Genomic DNA, 17,997 nt, shown 5'->3' on the forward strand with positions numbered 1-17,997 from the left:
CGGGGCGGCGGGCTCGCGGCCACAAAAAGGGCCGCCCATAAAATAAGGGCGGCCCTTTAAGTGATGAAGGAACCAAGACCTGAAACTTTGGAGGAGCAATCAGGTCCAGTATTGCCGGTCTTAGTTGCGGTCGGCCGGCTTCGGAGTTTGCGGCGTTTCCGCCGTTTGAGTGCTTGTCTTCGAGTCGGTCATCACCGTTTGCTGCGTCATGCTCATGCAAGCAAGAGCTGGCCCGGCAAAGGCGATAATGGCGAAAGCGGCGACACCACTTGCAACAATCTTGCGCATGTCATCCTCTCCGGCAGGTTCAACTTGGGCGAAGAATAGGGGGATCGCCGCAAAGCGTCTATAGGTGTTATGGCGAATTTTGAGCAAACGCTCGGACGGAGTTCCGATCTGTCTCCAGGCTTCCTCCAGGTGGGGCAGAGCCGGTTGGATCTGCGACCCTCAGCCTTTTGGGCTAAGCCGCCCGCTTGTCCAGTTCCGCCAGCAGGGCGTCGCCCATGCCCTGCGTCGACACCAAGGTCGCGCCGGGTGACATGATGTCTCCCGTCCGGAAACCGGCGCCCAGCACCGCTTTCACAGCCTCCTCGATCAGATCCGCGTCGTCGCCGAGATCGAAGCTGTAGCGCAGGCACATGGCGAAGGACATCAGCGCGGCAATCGGGTTGGCCTTGCCTTCGCCGGCGATGTCGGGCGCCGAGCCGTGCACCGGTTCGTACAGCGCCTTGCGCCGCCCGGTTTCGTCCGGGTCGCCGAGTGAGGCGGACGGCAGCATGCCGAGCGAACCGGTCAGCATGGCCGCCACGTCGGACAGCATGTCGCCGAAGAGGTTGTCGGTCACGATGACGTCGAACTGTTTCGGCGCACGGACCAACTGCATTCCGCAGTTATCGGCGTACATGTGGCTGAGGTCGACGTCGCCATAGCTCTCGCCATGCAACTTGGTGACCTCCTCGCGCCAGAGCACGCCCGACTCCATCACGTTGGCCTTCTCGGACGAGCAGACACGCCCGTTGCGTTTCCGCGCAAGCTCGAAGGCAACTGCGGCGACGCGGCGGATTTCGTGGGTCGTATAGACTTGGGTGTTGACGCCTTTGCGTTCGCCGTTCGGCAGGTCGAAGATCCCGCGGGGTTCACCGAAGTAAGTGCCGCCGGTCAGTTCGCGGACGATCATGATATCGAGATCGGACACCACCTCCGGCTTCAAGGTCGAGGCTTCGACCAGCGCTTCGAAGCAGATGGCTGGGCGCAGGTTGGCGTAGAGCTCCATCTCCTTACGCAGGGCCAGCAGACCGCGCTCGGGCTTCTTCTCGAAGGGCAGATCGTCCCACTTGGGGCCGCCGACCGCACCGAGCAGAACGGCGTCGGCTGTCTTCGCGCGCTCAAGCGTTGCGTCCGCCAGGGGAACCCCATGGGCATCGAGAGCCGCGCCGCCGACGAGATCTTCGCTCAGGTCGAAGCGCACTGCCCGCCGCTTGTCCATCCAGTCCACCACGCGGTGGACCTGTCCCATAACCTCCGGTCCGATTCCGTCTCCGGCGAGAACCAGCAAGTTCTTGTTCGCGGGCATTCTCTCTTAGCTCCCTTTCCGTCTGCTAGAACCCTTTTCGCGCGGGCCGCCGTCGCCGGCCTTGAGGGTGTCGGCAGCGCCCACCGGGCTCATTGTTGTATGATAAGTCTCCATCTCGCCTCGCGCTCCGCCTTTGATAGCGGGCGGTCGGGAAGGCGGCTTCTTAGGCGTAAAGCCAGGGCTGGCCGATTTTCTGCTGCTCTTCGAAGCCGTCGATCTTCGGCGCCTTTTCCAGCGTCAGCCCGATATCGTCGAGACCGTTCAGGAGACAGTGCTTGCGGAAGGCATCGACTTCGAAGGCGATGCTGCCGCCGTCTGGTCCCTGGATCGTCTGGTTTTCCAGGTCGACCGTCAGTACGGCATTGGCGCCGCGCTCCGCGTCGTCCATCAGTTTGTCGACGTCCTCCTGCGGCAGGACGATGGGCAGGATGCCGTTCTTGAAGCAGTTGTTGAAGAAGATGTCGGCGAAACTCGGGGCGATGACGCAACGAATCCCGGCATCCAGCAGCGCCCAGGGCGCATGCTCTCGGGATGATCCGCAGCCGAAGTTGGCGCCGGCGACCAGGATCTGGGCGGTCTTATAGGCCGGCCGGTCCAGCACGAAATCGACGGGCTTGCCGTTGCCGTCGTGGCGTAAGGCATAGAACAGCCCTTCCGACAAGCCGGTGCGCTTGATCGTCTTCAGAAAGCGCGCGGGGATGATCATGTCGGTGTCGACATTCGTCAGCGGCAGGGGGGCCGCAACGGCTGTCAGTTTGGTGAACTTCTCCATCGCCTCTCTCGCGTCGCTTTCCGATAGGTCGCAAGGATGTAGCGCAAAGCGACCGACCGCTCAACGCGCCGAGATGGAAGGCCGCTATGCAGGGAAAAGACGACGGAGGCGGTCTTTACCCCTCCGCCGAGATGGTCTTGCAGGCCTCGACCAGGCCTCGAACGGACTCGACCGAGTGGTTGAGCATGCCTTGTTCTTCGTCGTTCAGCTTGAGTTCGACGATGCGTTCCACGCCGCCTGCGCCGATGACCGTCGGAACGCCGACGTAGAGGCCATCGACACCGTACTGGCCTTCCAGGTAGGCGGCGCAGGGCAGCACGCGCTTCTTGTCTTTCAAATAGCTCTCGGCCATGGCGATGGCGCTGGAGGCCGGAGCGTAGAAGGCGGAACCCGTCTTCAGAAGGCCGACGATCTCCGCGCCGCCGTTGCGGGTACGGTCGACGATGGAATCGAGTTTGTCCTTGGCGATCCAACCCATCTCGATCAGATCCGGCAGCGGGATGCCGGCGACGGTCGAGTGGCGCACCATCGGCACCATGGTGTCGCCGTGCCCGCCCAGCACGAAGGCACTGACATCCTCTACCGACACATTCATCTCTTCCGCCAGGAAATGCCGGAAGCGGGCGGAGTCCAGAACGCCCGCCATGCCCACAACGCGGTTGTGGGGCAGGCCGCAGGCCTCGCGCAGCACCCAGACCATGGCGTCCAGCGGATTGGTGATGCAGATGACGAAGGCGTCGGGGCAATTGTCCTTGATGCCCTGTCCGACGGCGTTCATCACCTTGATGTTGATGCCGAGCAGATCGTCGCGGCTCATGCCGGGCTTGCGTGCGACACCCGCCGTGACGATCACAACGTCGGCGCCCGCAATGGCGGAGTAGTCATTGGCGCCGGTGAAGGCCGCGTCGTAACCCTCGACGGGCGCGGACTGTGCAATGTCGAGCGCCTTGCCTTGAGGGATCCCCTCGGCAATGTCGAACAGCACGACGTCGCCCAGTTCCTTGATCGCCGCCAGCAGCGCGAGCGTGCCGCCGATGTTGCCAGACCCGACTAAAGCGATCTTCGCGCGCGCCATGCCCTAACTCCTTCTTTTCGAAGCGCCGGCCGATGGGGGCGAGGGCGCCGGGGGTCGTCGGGAAATCCGCCGTGCGAGCGAGTCCCCTGCTGTGGAATGCGCGCGCGTTCTACCTTCAAGAGACCGATACGGCAAGGTGGCAGCTCGCGGCGCCGGCCGCTGCGACCTGCCAGCAACGAACCGTCTCTAGTGAACCCGTTCGGGTTTTAGACGTCGAGACCCATCAGGCTCTTGGCGAAGTGGTCCGCCGAGAAGGGACGCAGATCCTCGGCGCCTTCGCCGACGCCGACGGCATGGACCGGTAGGCCATGCTGTTCGGCCAGGGCGACCAGTACGCCGCCCTTGGCCGAGCCGTCGAGCTTGGTCACCACCAGACCGGTGACGGCCACAAGCTCCTTGAAGGTCGCAACCTGATTGAGCGCGTTCTGCCCCGTCGTGGCGTCCAGTACCAGCAGCACATCGTGCGGCGCGCTCTCGTCCTGCTTCTTCAGCACGCGCTGAATCTTCTGCAGTTCGGCCATCAGCTCGCCCTTGTTATGCAACCGTCCGGCCGTATCGATGAGTAGCAGGTCGGCGTCCTCGCGTTTGGCCTGCTCCAGCGCTTCGAAGGCCAGGCCGGCGGCATCGGCGCCGGCTTGCTTGGCGATGACTGGCACTTGGCTGCGTTCGCCCCAGATCTGCAGCTGTTCGATGGCAGCGGCGCGGAAGGTATCGCCGGCCGCCAGCATGACCTTGCGGCCCAGTTCGACCTGCTGCTTCGCCAGCTTGCCGATCGTGGTCGTCTTGCCGGCACCGTTGACGCCGACTACGAGCACCACGTGAGGCCGACGCTCCGGCGCGATTTCCAGGGGCTTGGCCACCGGCGTCAGCATTTCGGTCACGTCGGCCGCCAAGGCCGTGCGCACCTCCTCGGGGCTCACGTCCTTGTTGAAGCGCGTCTTGGCTAGGTTCGCCGCCAGCTTGGCGGAGGTCGCGACGCCGAGGTCCGAGGCGATCAGCAGCTCCTCCAGCTCCTCCAGGGCCGCGTCGTCCAGCTTGCGCTTGTTGAAGATGCCGGCGATGCCGTCGCCCAGCTTGGACGAGGACCGCTTGAGCGCCGACTTCAGCCGTGTCAGCCAGCCTTCGCTCACGAAACGGCGACCTTTCGCGCGGCTTCGCTGGCGGTTTCGCCGACCAGCTTGCCTTCGGCGAGTTCCCTCAGACGTACCGTCACGATCTCCCCGACCGGCCCCTCGGCCAGAACGGGTGCGTAGTGTTCGGAGCGGCCGAGGCCCTCGCTTTCGATCAGAACGTCGGCGGTCCGGCCGAGGCGGCTCTCCAGGAACTTCGTTTCGGCGGCGGCCCCTGCGGCGCGCAGCCGTTGGGCGCGCGCCTTGCGCTCGGGCTTGGGCACCGCCGGCATGCGCGCGGCCGGCGTGCCGGGACGTTCGGAGTAGGGGAAGACGTGCAGGAAGGTCAGGCCGGCCTCCTCCACGAAGTCCAGCGTATTGCGGAACATGGCTTCGGTTTCCGTCGGGAAGCCGGCGATGATGTCGGCGCCGAAGACGGTATCCGGCCGCGCCGCCCGCGCTCGCTCGATGCAGTCCAGGGCATCGGTGCGCAGGTGTCGGCGCTTCATGCGCTTGAGGATCAGGTCGTCGGCCGCCTGCAGCGAAAGATGCAGGTGCGGCATGAAACGGGGCTCGCTCTCCAGCAAGCGGAAGACGTCGCCGTCGATTTCCACCGGATCGACGGAGGAGAGGCGTAGGCGCGGCAGCTCCGGCACGTTCGCCAGCAGGCGCCGCATCATTTGCCCGAGCGTCGGCGTCCCGGGCAGATCCGCCCCGTAGCTGGTGATGTCGACACCGGTCAGCACCACCTCGCGGACGCCCGCCGCGACCAGAGCCTGGACCTGGCGTACGATCTCGCCGATCGGGACCGAGCGGCTGGGCCCGCGGCCGAAGGGGATGATGCAGAAGGTGCAGCGGTGGTCGCAGCCCTGTTGGACCTGGACGAAGGCGCGGGTCTTCTCGGCGAAGCCCTCGACCAGATGCCCGGCCGTCTCGCGCGCCGTCATGATGTCGGCTACCTGGACGCGGGCATCTCCGAGTCCGAGCCAGGACTCGGCCTGCAGCTTTTCCGTATTGCCCAGCACCCGGTCGACCTCTGGCATGGCCGCGTAGCGTTGCGGGTCGATCTGGGCGGCGCAGCCGGTCACCACGATCTCCGCTTCTGGGTGCTCGCGCCGGGCGCGCCGGATCGTCTGGCGCAGTTGCCGCTCCGCCTCGGCCGTCACCGCGCAGGAGTTCAAGATCACCGTGTTGCTTAGCCCCGCCGCGCGCGCATGGTCGCGCATCACTTCGGTCTCCCAGGCGTTCAGCCTGCAGCCGAAGGTGATCAGCTTCGCCTCGTCGAGACGGTCGGAGGTCGCGATCGCGGACATGGCGGCGTTATATGGGCCCGGCGGCGGCGGAGTCTAGCGAGCCTCTAGCGCGCGGTGCCGGTCGGCGGCGACTTCAGCTCCAGCCGGGTGCCGTTGGGGTCGAAAAAGAGGGCGATCTCGCCCCAGGGATAGCTGCGGCGCTCAGGTGCGACACCTGCCGCCTCAAGGCGCACCAATGCTGCCTCCAGATCTTGGACATCCAGACGCAGGATGAAGGGCTGGCCGCCGTTGTAGCCGCCGCTGCCGTCATTGTTGGGTTCGGCTTGCCGCTGGCCGCCGGACTCGATCATCAGATAGGTGTCGCCCCAGGCGAAGGCGGTCAGGCCGCCGCCCTCCCAGGTCTTCTCGGTGACCACGGCGAGACCAAGTGTCTCGCCGTAGAACCTGCGGCAAGCTTCGTAGTCCTCGACGAAGAGGATCAGGCCGGGGAAATCGATCCGCACCGTCTCAGCCCAACAGCTCCGGCGCGAGGGTGCCGGCGAAGCTCTTGCTGGCAGGACCGGTCATGAGCACGTGGTTGTCGTCGCGCCAGTCGATCCGCAGGTCGCCGCCGTCCAGGGTGACGCGGACTCGACGGCCGGTCAGGCCGCGGCGGGCGGCGGCCACGCCGGCGGCGCAGGCGCCGGAGCCGCAGGCGATGGTGATGCCCACCCCGCGTTCCCAGACCCGATAGCGGATGTGATCGCCGTCAAGATGCTGGACGAGGCCGACGTTGACCCGCTCTGGGAACAGCGGGTCGGTCTCGATCTGCGGTCCGAGGGTCTCCAGGTCCACCGCTTCGGCGTCGTCGACGAAGAAGAGGACATGGGGGTTGCCCATGTTGACGGCGACAGGATTGCTCAGCGGTCCCTTGGTGTAGTCCAGGTGCAGCGTGTCCAACTCGCGCGCGAGCGGGATCTGCTGCCAATCCAGGTTCGCCGGCCCCATGTCGATAGTGACCTGGCCATCGGTAGAGACACCGGTCAGCAGCCCGGCGAGGGTTTCTATCTTCGCCTCCGGCTGCCCGGTTTCCTCGAAGATCAGGCGGGCGACGCAGCGGGTGCCGTTGCCGCAGGCGCCGACCTCTCCGCCGTCTGCGTTGAGGATCTTCAGATAGAGATCTCCGCCGTTGCGTGCCGGCTCCAAGATCAGAAGCTGGTCGCAGCCGACGCCGCGGTGGCGGTCGGCGATCCGCCGCGCCGCTGTCGGCGAAAGCTCCAGCGCCTGGGCACGGGCGTCCAGCACGACAAAGTCGTTGCCGAGGCCGTGCATCTTCAGGAAGGGAAGCGGTTGCGTCATGATCTGCATATAAGAGCCTCGCAACCGCGGCGTCCATGCCTGCTCCTGCGCCCGGTGGCTTGACGCTTCCCCTCGGCGTCCATATCTTCGCGGCGCTTTCAGGCAATCCTTTACCTGAAGGCTCCGAGGAGCCACGTCCGTCCGCGAGTGTCGCGCACGGGCGCGTTTTTGCTGTGGCGTCTTGGATCACCGAGGGAGCGAGACATGTTCGACGGACTGCAGAGCCGCCTGGGCGACGTCTTCGACAAGCTGCGCCGCCGCGCCAGCTTGAGCGAGGACGACGTCAATGCCGCGCTGCGCGAGGTGCGCGTCGCGCTGCTCGAGGCCGATGTCGCGCTGCCGGTGGTCAAGGACTTCATCGAGGGCGTGCGGCCCAAGGCGGTCGGACAGGAAGTGCTGCGCTCGGTCACGCCGGGTCAGCAGGTCGTCAAGATCGTTCACGACCATCTTGTCGAGATGCTGGGCGGTACACCGGGGGCCGAGGAACAGGCCGCCCGTGAGGGCCGCTATCCCGGATCCGGCGGGATCGACATCGACCTGAACGCGCCGGCGCCCGTGCCGATCCTGATGGTCGGTCTGCAGGGCTCTGGCAAGACCACCACCACGGGCAAGATCGCCAAGCGCCTGAGCGAGAAGCAGCGCAAGAAGGTGCTGATGGCTTCGCTGGATACCCGCCGTCCGGCGGCCCAGCAACAGCTCAAGGTGTTGGGCGAACAGGTCGGCGTCGCCACCCTGCCGATCGTACCCGGCGAGCCGCCGGTAGCTATCGCCAAGCGGGCGCTGAGCACCGGCAAGCTGGAAGGCTACGACGTGGTGTTGCTGGACACCGCCGGGCGCCTCGCCATCGACGAGGAGTTGATGGCGGAGGTCGTGGCGGTGCGCGACGCCGCCCAGCCGCACGAAACCCTGCTGGTGGCCGATGCCATGACCGGCCAGGACGCCGTGAACGTCGCCGCAGCTTTCAACGAACGTGTCGGTTTGACCGGTATCGCCCTGACCCGCGTCGATGGCGACGCGCGGGGCGGCGCGGCGCTTTCCATGAAGGCGGTGACCGGCAAGCCGATCAAGCTGCTGGGCACCGGCGAGAAGCTGGATGCGCTCGAGTCCTTCCATCCCGAGCGAGTGGCCGGGCGTATCCTCGGCATGGGCGACATCGTCTCCCTGGTCGAGAAGGCGGCCGAGACGCTGGAACAGGAAGACGCCGAGGCCATGGCGAAGCGCTTGGCCAAGGGGCGCTTCGATCTCAACGACATGCACAAGCAGTTGCAGCAGCTCACCAAGATGGGCGGCCTCAAGTCGATGATGCAGCTGCTGCCCGGTGTTCCGAAGATTCAGGACCAGCTCAAGAAGGCGAACGTCGACGACAAGGTCGTGCGGCGGCAGATGGCGATCATCTCCTCCATGACCAAGGCCGAGCGCGCGCGTCCGGAATTGATCAAAGCCTCGCGCCGCCAGCGCATCGCCAAGGGCTCCGGTACCTCCGTCCCCGACGTCAACAAGCTGCTGAAGCAATTCGCCGAGACCCAGCGCATGGTCAAGAAGGTGAAGAAGATGGGCGGCATGGAAAGCCTGATGGGCGGCGGCATGGCCGGCCTGATGCCTGGCGGCGGTGCAGGCGCAAGCGGTCTGCCCGGCGGCATGCCCCCCGGCTTCGGCGGCGGCCGCGCCATGCGCCGACTGGGGAAGCGCAAGTGATCGCGGTCATGCCCGCTTTTTTTGCAGACGAACCGCGTGCCTTTCGGACGACGGGGGGCCGCGCGACGATCCAATCAAACCCAATCAGACGTCAAACGAGGAGTTAAGAGGTCATGTCCCTGCGTATCCGCCTGACCCGCGGCGGCGCCAAAAAGCGTCCCTTCTATCACATCGTGGTCGCCGACTCGCGCAGCCCGCGCGATGGCCGCTTCATCGAGAAGCTGGGCTTCTACAACCCGATGGTCCCGCGCGACCATCCCGACCGCATCCGTCTGAACGACGAGCGCGCCAAGCATTGGCTGGGCGTCGGTGCGCAGCCGAGCGACCGCGTCGCCCGTTTCTTCGCCCAGGCCGACCTGATGGAGCCGCGCGCGCGTCCCGAGCAGACCAAGCAGCCGAAGCCCAAGGCGAAGGCGCAGGAGCGCCTGAAGGAGCAGGAAGAGCGCCGTCAGGCTGCCGAGGAAGAGGCCAAGGCCGCTGCCGAGGAAAGTGCTGCTCCGGCAGAGGAAGCGCCCGCAGAGGAGGCTACTGCCGAGGCTGACGCAGCGGCGAGCGAGGAAGACGCAAAGAGCTAAGGCCTCCCGGTCATGGAGCGATCCGAAGCTGAGCGACCGTGGCCCGAGAGGCGGGTCTGCCTCGCGGCGGTGGCCGGGGCCCAGGGGGTGCGTGGCTTGGTCAAGTTGAAGACCTTTACCGAGCGCCCTGAGGATGCCTTGGCCTATGGCGCATTGCAGGACGAGCCCGGCGAGCGGATCTTCCGCATGACGGCCAAGGGGCGCTCGAAGGGGCTTCTAGTCGCGGCCATCGAGGGGGTGGCCGACCGAGATGCGGCGGCGGCCCTGCGCGGGACTCGGCTCTATGTTGACCGGGCGGTTCTGCCGCCGACCGAGGAGGAGGAGTACTACCACGCCGATCTCTTGGGGCTGGAGGTGAGGAATCGCGAGGGGCTGACGTTGGGGCGGGTCCGGGCGATCTACGATTTCGGTGCCGGCGACGTCATCGAAGTCCGGGGCGAAGACGGGCGGATTTCCGTTTTGCCCTTTACCCGGCAAGTGGTGCCGGAGGTCGATCTCGCCGGCGGACGACTGGTGGCGGACCCACCGGCCGAGACCTTGGCCGGAGCCCCAGAGGAAGCCCGAGGGGAAACCCCAGGGGAAACGCCCGAGGGGACTGGACAAAGCCGTGGGAAGGCGCCATAACCCGCCACTTCCGAGGAGAGCCGGCGTGAGTTCCATGGGCAGTGCGGACGCGGTCGTGCCGACCGCAGGCAGGTCCGTCTGGAGAGCCACGGTCCTGACGCTCTTTCCGGAGGCCTTTCCTGGACCGCTGGGGCTCAGCCTGGCGGGCAAGGGGCTGGAAAAGGATATCTGGCGGCTGGAGGCGGTCGATGTTCGCGACTTCGCCAGCGGTCGCCACCGGTCGGTCGACGACACCCCGATGGGCGGGGGCGCCGGTATGGTGATGCGACCCGACGTGGTCGACCGTGCGATTTCCGCGACTGCCGACCGACCGGGGCCGCTGGTTTACCTCAGCCCACGCGGGCAGGTGCTGACGGCGCGGCGGGCACGGGAACTGGCGGCAGAGCCCGGCTTGCGGTTGCTCTGCGGGCGGTACGAAGGGATCGACCAGCGGGTGCTGGACAAGCATGGGGTGGCCGAGCTGAGCATCGGTGACTACGTGCTCTCGGGCGGCGAGGTGGCGGCCCTTGTGGTTCTGGATGCCGTGGTCCGGTTGTTGCCCGGGGTCATGGGCAACGCCGAGAGCCCGGAGGAAGAGAGTTTCGAGCGGGGACTGCTGGAGTACCCGCAGTATACGCGCCCCGCGGTTTGGGAGGGGCAAGAGGTTCCGGAGGTTCTGCTGTCCGGCCATCACGCGGCGATCCGCAAGTGGCGACGGGCGCAGTCGGAAGAGGTCACACGGCAGCGGCGCCCGGATCTTTGGGCCCGTTACCGGGAAGGGTTGGCCGAGGCGCCTGAATAGGGCAGTCGCGGTCGGCACCTACAAGCAACGAGACGCCTAAGAAAGCGGGATTGAGAGCCATGAACATTATCGACCAGCTCGAGCAGGAGCAGATCGCCGAGGTCAACCGTCCGGTACCGCAGTTCTCGCCAGGCGATACGCTGCGCGTGAACGTGCGGGTGGTCGAGGGCAACCGCGAGCGGACCCAGGCCTTCGAAGGAGTCTGCATCGCGCGGCGCAATCGCGGGGTGAACTCGTCCTTCACCGTGCGCAAGATCTCCTACGGCGAGGGTGTGGAGCGCGTCTTCCCGCTGCATAGCCCGCGGGTCGAGTCGATCGAGGTCGTCCGCCGTGGCGACGTCCGCCGCGCCAAGCTCTACTACCTGCGCGGCCGTCGCGGTAAGTCCGCCCGCATCGCCGAGAAGACCACGGGTGCCGCCGGCAAGATCGCCATCGCCGAGCGTCAGGCGGCCCAGGCGGCCAAGAAGGCGGGCGGCAGCAAGAAGGCCGCCAAGGCTCCGGCCGCAGAGAGCGCCAGCGAAGCGTAAGGCCGCGTCCGAGGGGCGGCGACGGGCCTGCTCCTTGGGTGTTGCGAGATGGTGCCGGGGAGTTCCTGTCCGGATTTAGCGATAGCGGGCTCAGGTGTTTTTCCTGGCGCGTGCGGCTCGTCACGCTGTAGGAAGGCCTAAGGTTGACGCTTTGAGGCAACGGCGGCAGCCGGTCCTGCTGCGGCTTGCTCCTGGTGCGGGCCGGCAGTCCCCAATTTCCAGCGGCAGATCACGGCGTAGCTCCACGACATGGCAAGTGAGGCAGAGCGCGAGACGCGTCTACGGCAGCTCCTGACCTTCGGGCGGAAGGTGCTGCCCGGCGTGCTCCTTGCCGTCGCTCTCGCCGCCGCCGCCAAGGCCTTGCAAGCGGGTCTGGGCTGGCCGTCCATGTTGCTGGCGCTCGGGCTCGGTATGCTCTTGGTGCGTGCCTCGGCCAAGGATAGGCTGACCCAACCCGGCGTGGAATTCGCGTCGAAGAAGATTCTGCGCTTCGGCGTGGCCCTGCTGGGGGCCCGCATCACGCTAGAGGAAATCGTCAGTCTGGGTCTGACGCCGATCTTGGTCACTGTGGCGGCCGTCGTCGGCACGATTCTGATCGGCAGTTGGTTGGGCAAACGCCTCGGTTTCGCCAAGTCTTTCGGCACCCTGACGGCCGGCGCTACGGCGATTTGCGGCGCTTCGGCCGCCCTGGCCCTGTCCTCGGTCCTGCCGAAGCACAAGAACCACGAGCGCGACACCATCTTCGCGGTGATCGGCGTGACCACGCTTTCGACCGTCGCGATGATCACCTATCCCTTCCTGACCGCCGGCCTCGGGTTCGACGACCGTGCCGCCGGCCTTCTAATCGGCGGCACGATCCATGATGTGGCGCAGGTGGTCGGCGCCGGCTACGCCGTCTCAAGCGAGGCGGGGGATGTGGCGACCTTCAGCAAGCTGCTTCGGGTTGCGCTGCTGGTACCGGCCGTCCTGGCGGTGGCCTGGGTCTATCGCATGGAGCTGCGGGCCGAGGGCGGCAAGGCGCAACTGCCGCTGCCCGGTTTCCTCTTCGGCTTCGTCGCTTTGGTGGCGCTCAACTCCGCCGACCTGATCCCGGAGCCCCTTCGCCTCGTGTTGGTCGAACTCTCGGGCTGGTGTCTTGTGGCCGCCGTCGCGGCACTCGGGATGAAGACCAGCGTCACCGCCCTGCGACAGGTCGGGGGCCGCGCCATCGCCTTGCTGGTGGCTCAGACGCTGCTGATCCTCGGGATTGTCCTCGCACTCCTCATGGTTCTCGTTTAGCGCTGCCGACCGGCCCCCGGCCCCCGGCCCCCGGCCCCGTACCTCCGGTCCTATCTCTCCTCTGCCTTCCCGAAGACCAACAGCAGGAAGGCATAGAGCATTGCCACTTCCTTGAGCTTGTCGAAGCGGCCGGCGGACCCGCCGTGCCCTGCCTCCATGTAGGTGTGAAGCAGCAGCAGGGTGTCGTTCGTCTTGGCGGCGCGCAGACGGGCCACCCACTTCGCCGGTTCCCAATAGGTCACGCGCGGGTCGCTAATGCCGGCCGTGGCGAAGATGTGCGGATAGGGCCTGGCCGTTACGTTGTCGATGGGGCTGTAGCTGCGGATGTAGTCGAAGGCTTCCTTCGAGCGGATGGGGTCGCCCCATTCCGGCCATTCCGGCGGCGTCAGGGGCAGGGTCTCGTCGACCATGGTGTTGAGCACGTCGACGAAGGGCACCTCGGCAACGACGGCCTTGAAGAGGTCGGGGCGCAGGTTCACCGTGGCCCCGACCAGCATGCCGCCGGCGCTGCCGCCGTGGATCGCGATCTCGCCCTCGGCCGTGTAGCGTTCGGCGATCAGGTGCCCCGCCGCTGCCACGAAGTCGGTGAAGCTGTTCTTCTTCGCTAGCAGCTTGCCGTCGCGATACCAGCCATAGCCCTTGTCCTTGCCGCCCCGCACATGGGCGATGGCGTGAACGAACCCCCGGTCGACCAGGCTCAGGCGGTTGGGAGACCAGCCGGCCGGAATGCTCATGCCGTAGGCGCCGTAGCCGTAGAGCAGGCAGGGCGCGGAACCGTCGAGCGGGGTCGACTTGTGCCGCAGTACGGTGACCGGCACGGTCTCGCCGTCGGCGGCGGGTGCCTGCAGTCGCTCGACCAGATAGTCGGAAGGGGTGTGACCGCTCGGCACCTCCTCCTGTTTCAGAAGGCTTCGATGTCCGCTTGCAAGATCCTGAGCGTAAGTGATCGCCGGCGTGGTGGGCGAGGAGTAGACGAAGCGCAGCTCGTCGGTTCGGTATTCGTAGCCCGGTTGCAACGCCAGAGCGTAGGCCGCCTCTTCGAATGCGAGGCTCTGTTCCGCTCCGTCATCGGAGGAGTCTCGGTCGAGCCGCGTGACGATCACGCGCGGCAGGCCGTCCGCGCGCTCCAGCCGGACCATCCAATCGGCGAAGAGCAGCAGATCGAGGCGCAGCACGCCCGGTGCGTGGGGTAGAACTTCCACCCAGGACTCGCGTCCGGGCGATGACAGCGGTGCCGCCATCACCTTGAAGTCCTCTGCGCCCTCCGCGTTGGTCAGGATCAGCAGTCGGTTTCTCGGTGCGTCGTGGTGGACCATGTACTCCTGATCGCGCAGACGCGGCGCCACCAGACGCGGCGCCTCCTCCGGCGCAAAGGCATCGATCAGGTAGATCTCGCTGGTGGTGTGGTCGTGGGTGGAGATCATGACGAAGTGCCGGCTTTCGCTTTCGACCAGACCGACGAAGAAGCCGGGATCCTGTTCTTCGTAGACCAAGGCGTCTTCGTCTTGGGTACTGCCGAGCCGATGGCGGTAGACTCGATAAGGCCGGTGATTGTCGTCGAGGACCACGTAGAAGAGGTGCCGGCCGTCGCCGGACCAAGCGAAGGCACCGTTGCTTCCGGAAATCACGTCGGGTAGCAGCCGGCCCCCGTCGATCTCTTTAATGCGGATGTCGCAGACCTCTGCTCCGGTCGTATCGCTCGACCAGGCGAAGTGGGCGTGGTCTGGCGAATGCTCCGCCGCGCGGATCGCGAAGAAGCCCGAACCCTCGGACTCTTGGTCGCCGTCCAACAGAATGGTTTCCGTCGCATCGTCTCCAACGGCCTCGCGCGGTTTTCGGCAGAAGATCGGATGCTGCCCACCCTGCCGAAAGCGCCGGTAGTAGGCCCAGGGGCCGTCTGCGGTCGGAACGCTGGAGTCCTCTTCCTTGATACGTCCCTTGATCTCCGCAAAGAGCTTTTCCTGCAACGTCTTGGTCGGCGCCAGGACGGATGCAGTGTAGGCATTCTCCGCCTCAAGATGGTCGCGAATGCGCGCTGTCAGGCGCTCCGGCTCACGCATGACCCGCTGCCAGTCGGCGTCGCGCAGCCAGGCATAGTCGTCGCTCCAGGTTTCGCCGTGTAGTTCGTGGGTCAGGGGGACGGACTCGGCGAGAGGCGGCTCGGGCTTGGACACGGGATCGGTATCTCCGGACTTGTAAGGACGGGAGTGATACGGCAGGGGCGGCAGAAGCCGCGGGTCAGCCTTCTTGCGGCAACTTGAGCTTCAGGTCGAGTGCCAGTCGAGCGACCTCGGAGTCGATATGGGTCGGTGCGGGCGGTAGTTCAGGGCTCAGGGTTTCAATCACCGTTCGCATCGCGGCGAGGCGCGCATAGCGCTTGTCCTCGGCCGGTATCACTGTCCAGGGCGCATGGGGCGTTGAGGTGCGGCGGAGCATGGCCGCGATCGCCTTCTCGTAGGCGTGTTGTTTGCTGCGATTGCGCAGGTCTTCAGGTGTGAGCTTCCAGCGCTTGGTCGGGTCGTCGAGCCGCCGTTGAAAGCGATGCAGCTGCTCACCGGGCGAGATGTGCATGAACAGTTTGACCAGCAAGGCACCGTCGTCGCGCAGCATCCGCTCGAAGGTGTTGATTTCCCGATAGGCGCGTTGCCAGTCCGACTTCGGCGCTAGACCCTCGACCCGCTCGACCAGGACCCGGCCGTACCAGGAGCGGTCGAAGATCGCCAAGCTGCCCTCCTCCGGCAGCCGTTTCCAAAAGCGGTGCAGATAGTGATGGCGCTGTTCGAGCTGGCCAGGCGGTCCGATCGGCCAGACCTTCAGGCCGCGTGGATCCAGCCGGGCGGTCATGCGCCGGATCGCGCCGCCCTTGCCGGCGGCATCCCAGCCCTCGAAGACGACAATCGCGCGTCCGCAAGCCGCCCGCAGAGATCTTTGCAGATCGTGTAGCTCTTCCTGAAGCTGCAGCAGATCTTCGTCGTAGCTGTCTCGATCGGCCGTAAGTCCGAGATCGGCGTCGGCCAGGCGCGGTGGGCGGTGTTTCGACATCTCAGGAATAAAAGCATCCACGGGTGTCTTCGCGCCAGTTTTTCGCCACCAGTCCGCTTTTCGTCTCTTGCCCGGTCTGAGACGGTGGCCGTAGGCAGGCGCGAGGCACCATCGGATTCCGCGGCGTTCTCCAAGCTGGCGCGGGCCTATGTCTTGATGGTCCGATGCCGCCGTCAAAACGCCTGACACGATAAGGGAGACAGCCATGCTGAACGCGTTGCAGGAGCGTTGGTGCTCCGAGAGTCGCTGGGATTTTTCCGATCTGAAGGCTCTGTTCCTCAACTGCACGCTCAAGCGATCGCCGGAACTCTCCCACACCGACGGGCTCATCCGGATCTCCCGGGCGATCCTCGAGAAGAACGGCGTGACCGTGGAGGCTCTACGACCGGTCGATCACCGTATTGCGCCGGGCGTTTACCCGGATATGACCGAGCATGGCTGGGAGGTCGATGACTGGCCCGAGCTCTATGCAAAGGTGCAGGCGGCCGACATCCTGGTCATCACCACGCCGATCTGGCTGGGCGAGAAGTCGTCTGTTTGCACGCAGGTGATCGAGCGGCTTTACGGTAACTCGAGCCAGCTTAACGCGCATGGCCAGTACGCCTATTACGGCCGCGTCGGCGGTTGCTTGATTACCGGTAACGAGGATGGTGCCAAACACTGCGCCATGAACGTTCTCTATTCGCTGCAGCACCTCGGCTACACGATTCCGCCTCAGGCAGATGCCGCCTGGTTGGGAGAGGCCGGCCCCGGCCCCTCCTACCTCGATCCCGACTCCGGCGGTCCGGAGAACGACTTCACCAATCGCAACACGACCTTCATGACCTGGAACCTTCTTCATCTGGCGCGGATGCTGAAGGACGCGGGCGGTGTTCCAGCCCATGGCAACCAGCGCAGCGAGTGGGACGCAGGATGCCGTTTCGATTACCCGAACCCGGACTACCGCTAAATCGCCATTGTCGAGGTCGACCGCTAGCGAACTAGCTCGACCAGGTGAAGGCCACGCGGCATCGGAAGCGGATCGCCGATCTGGCTGAGAGTCGGCTGTGCGCCTGTCTCCAGATGCCAGAACGTCAGGCTGCCATCCCCACCGTCGTAGCCCTGATAGGCCGTCACGGCGAGATTTCGGCCCGAGGCGTCGAAGGTGATCCCCTGAGGAAGCACGATGCCGTCCAAGCGGGTCACGCCCCGCGGTGTCATCATCCCGGTTTCACGGTCGAAGGCGAAAAGCGTGAGTTCGCTGTAGTCGCTCCGTCCCGGGTGGTCCGAGGGTAGCCAACTGGCGACCATGTTGAGGCCGATCACCCAGTTTCCATCCGGTGAGATCGCGAAGTTTTCGACGTAACCCATGCCGGCGGGGACCTGCGCGACCCGCGCGTGCTGTATGGGGGCACTCTCGTAGGCGGTTGAACGGTCGTTGGCTCGGCGTGGGGGAGAGCCCGGCGTTTGGTCGCCGTCGAAAGCGAAGACTGCGAAGAGGCTGGCATTGCGGCCGTAGCCTAGCTGCGCCATGTCGCCGGTCACCGTAATGGTCGTCACCACGAAGTACCGGCCGTCAGGGGTCCAGGCGCCTTTGCCTGGCAGTGGCGCCGTGCGCAGCGGCTCGCCCCAGGGCAACAAAACCTCGCCGTCGAAGCGATAGAAAGCGACCAGGTCGGCGCCGCCCAATGTGACGGCTGCGAAGTCACCTGAGGGATGCCATTTGAATTCCGGCACGAAGCTGTTCGTAAGCTCTTCCAGCCCCAGATCGTGCAAAGTCGGTGCGCCAAGGCGCCCTTCAGCGAAGGGATAGAGCGCAATGCGCCCGTCGAAGGGCAGCGTCACGGCCACCAGATCTCCCGAGGGATGGAGATCGATAGCTGCCGGTGGACCAGCGCCTTCGACCTCCTGAACGATCCGGGGTGTTTGCAGGTTACTAAGATCGACCACGGTGATTCTGCTTCCGCGCGGGATTTCGGAGAATTCGGTCGCCTCGTCTCCCGGTTGTCCGAAGGGTTCGGTGACAAACGCGAAGCTGCCATCGGCTGTTAGTGCCAGGACGTTGGGCCAAGTCGCGACGGAATTGGAAACCTCGATATCCTGCCGTTGCAGGCTGTTGTCGCCTGAGAGCGGGATCACGCTGAGCAGGTCCGGCCGGCGCGGTCCCAGATGGCCGTCGATGTATCCGCTGGCCAACATGGCGCCGTCGGCGAGGGCGACCAACGCGCGTCCGTCGAAGGCGGAAGGCTCCGTTGCCTCGGTGCCCGGAACGACGGCAGGTGAGAAAGCGAGGCCCAGCGTCAAAACGGCCGTCGCGGTCGGACGCGCGAGAGGCTGGAGGTATCGGGCGAGCTTACCTGGGGTTTCGGCCATGTC

18 protein-coding genes are annotated in these 17,997 nt (G+C 65.7%); 7 read left to right on the plus strand and 11 right to left on the minus strand.

The features are described from left to right. Positions 1-120: 120 nt before the first annotated feature. The 8 genes from ACO054_RS19225 to dapF form a co-directional block, all read right to left on the minus strand. The gene (locus ACO054_RS19225) at positions 121-288 is read right to left on the minus strand and encodes a hypothetical protein (protein WP_421708200.1); all 168 of its coding nucleotides are present in this window, start codon (positions 286-288) and stop codon (positions 121-123) included. Between the two features lie 172 nt (positions 289-460). Next, the gene (gene leuB / locus ACO054_RS19230) at positions 461-1,573 is read right to left on the minus strand and encodes a 3-isopropylmalate dehydrogenase (RefSeq protein ID WP_421708201.1); all 1,113 of its coding nucleotides are present in this window, start codon (positions 1,571-1,573) and stop codon (positions 461-463) included. 163 nt (positions 1,574-1,736) lie between these two features. Beyond that, the gene (leuD, locus tag ACO054_RS19235; RefSeq protein WP_421708202.1) at positions 1,737-2,345 is read right to left on the minus strand and encodes a 3-isopropylmalate dehydratase small subunit; all 609 of its coding nucleotides are present in this window, start codon (positions 2,343-2,345) and stop codon (positions 1,737-1,739) included. A 115-nt stretch (positions 2,346-2,460) separates the two neighbouring features. Further along, a complete protein-coding gene (gene mdh / locus ACO054_RS19240; protein ID WP_421708203.1) occupies positions 2,461-3,420 on the minus strand; it encodes a malate dehydrogenase in 960 nt (319 codons plus the stop codon). A 206-nt stretch (positions 3,421-3,626) separates the two neighbouring features. Further along, on the minus strand, positions 3,627-4,550 hold the full coding sequence (ftsY, locus tag ACO054_RS19245; protein ID WP_421708204.1) for a signal recognition particle-docking protein FtsY: 924 nt from the start codon (positions 4,548-4,550) through the stop codon (positions 3,627-3,629). Continuing rightward, the gene (gene mtaB, locus ACO054_RS19250; protein ID WP_421708205.1) at positions 4,547-5,842 is read right to left on the minus strand and encodes a tRNA (N(6)-L-threonylcarbamoyladenosine(37)-C(2))-methylthiotransferase MtaB; all 1,296 of its coding nucleotides are present in this window, start codon (positions 5,840-5,842) and stop codon (positions 4,547-4,549) included. The genes ftsY and mtaB overlap by 4 nt, the downstream gene beginning before the upstream one ends. Positions 5,843-5,886: 44 nt before the next feature. Next, positions 5,887-6,285: a VOC family protein gene (locus tag ACO054_RS19255; protein ID WP_421708206.1), complete on the minus strand. Its 399-nt coding sequence runs from the start codon at positions 6,283-6,285 to the stop codon at positions 5,887-5,889. A 4-nt stretch (positions 6,286-6,289) separates the two neighbouring features. Next, positions 6,290-7,129 (minus strand): diaminopimelate epimerase, encoded by an 840-nt coding sequence (dapF, locus tag ACO054_RS19260; protein ID WP_421708207.1) that lies wholly within the window; start codon positions 7,127-7,129, stop codon positions 6,290-6,292. A 195-nt stretch (positions 7,130-7,324) separates the two neighbouring features. On the opposite strand from dapF, the gene ffh reads away from it, so the two are divergent. From ffh to ACO054_RS19290, 6 genes are all read left to right on the plus strand, one after another. Next, the gene (ffh, locus tag ACO054_RS19265) at positions 7,325-8,815 is read left to right on the plus strand and encodes a signal recognition particle protein (RefSeq protein WP_421708208.1); all 1,491 of its coding nucleotides are present in this window, start codon (positions 7,325-7,327) and stop codon (positions 8,813-8,815) included. Between the two features lie 113 nt (positions 8,816-8,928). After that, the gene (gene rpsP, locus ACO054_RS19270; RefSeq protein ID WP_421708209.1) at positions 8,929-9,390 is read left to right on the plus strand and encodes a 30S ribosomal protein S16; all 462 of its coding nucleotides are present in this window, start codon (positions 8,929-8,931) and stop codon (positions 9,388-9,390) included. A gap of 12 nt (positions 9,391-9,402) precedes the next feature. Next, complete coding sequence (gene rimM, locus ACO054_RS19275) at positions 9,403-10,014, plus strand: ribosome maturation factor RimM (protein WP_421708210.1); 612 nt, start codon at positions 9,403-9,405, stop codon at positions 10,012-10,014. Between the two features lie 34 nt (positions 10,015-10,048). Further along, positions 10,049-10,795, plus strand: a complete 747-nt coding sequence (gene trmD, locus ACO054_RS19280) for a tRNA (guanosine(37)-N1)-methyltransferase TrmD (RefSeq protein ID WP_421710389.1) — start codon at positions 10,049-10,051, stop codon at positions 10,793-10,795. A 59-nt stretch (positions 10,796-10,854) separates the two neighbouring features. Then, positions 10,855-11,322 (plus strand): 50S ribosomal protein L19, encoded by a 468-nt coding sequence (gene rplS, locus ACO054_RS19285; protein ID WP_421708211.1) that lies wholly within the window; start codon positions 10,855-10,857, stop codon positions 11,320-11,322. Positions 11,323-11,571: 249 nt separating this feature from the next. Continuing rightward, entirely contained in the window at positions 11,572-12,600 is a 1,029-nt protein-coding gene (locus tag ACO054_RS19290; RefSeq protein WP_421708212.1) for a YeiH family protein, read from the plus strand. A 50-nt stretch (positions 12,601-12,650) separates the two neighbouring features. Here ACO054_RS19290 and ACO054_RS19295 read toward each other — a convergent pair whose 3' ends face one another. Together ACO054_RS19295 and ACO054_RS19300 are read right to left on the minus strand one after the other, a co-directional pair. Continuing rightward, positions 12,651-14,774 carry a S9 family peptidase gene (locus tag ACO054_RS19295; RefSeq protein WP_421708213.1) on the minus strand — a complete coding sequence of 708 codons (2,124 nt, stop codon included), beginning with the start codon at positions 14,772-14,774 and terminating at the stop codon, positions 12,651-12,653. A gap of 64 nt (positions 14,775-14,838) precedes the next feature. Continuing rightward, complete coding sequence (locus ACO054_RS19300; protein ID WP_421708214.1) at positions 14,839-15,663, minus strand: polyphosphate kinase 2 family protein; 825 nt, start codon at positions 15,661-15,663, stop codon at positions 14,839-14,841. Positions 15,664-15,847: 184 nt separating this feature from the next. On the opposite strand from ACO054_RS19300, the gene ACO054_RS19305 reads away from it, so the two are divergent. Further along, positions 15,848-16,591, plus strand: coding sequence for a flavodoxin family protein (locus ACO054_RS19305; protein WP_421708215.1), 744 nt, complete (start codon positions 15,848-15,850; stop codon positions 16,589-16,591). Between the two features lie 23 nt (positions 16,592-16,614). Here the strand turns inward: ACO054_RS19305 and ACO054_RS19310 are convergent, their stop codons facing one another. Further along, a complete protein-coding gene (locus ACO054_RS19310) occupies positions 16,615-17,994 on the minus strand; it encodes a hypothetical protein (RefSeq protein ID WP_421708216.1) in 1,380 nt (459 codons plus the stop codon). Between the last annotated feature and the right edge of the window lie 3 nt (positions 17,995-17,997).

Source organism: Algihabitans sp., from assembly GCF_965226985.1.
Lineage (GTDB): Bacteria > Pseudomonadota > Alphaproteobacteria > Kiloniellales > DSM-21159 > Algihabitans.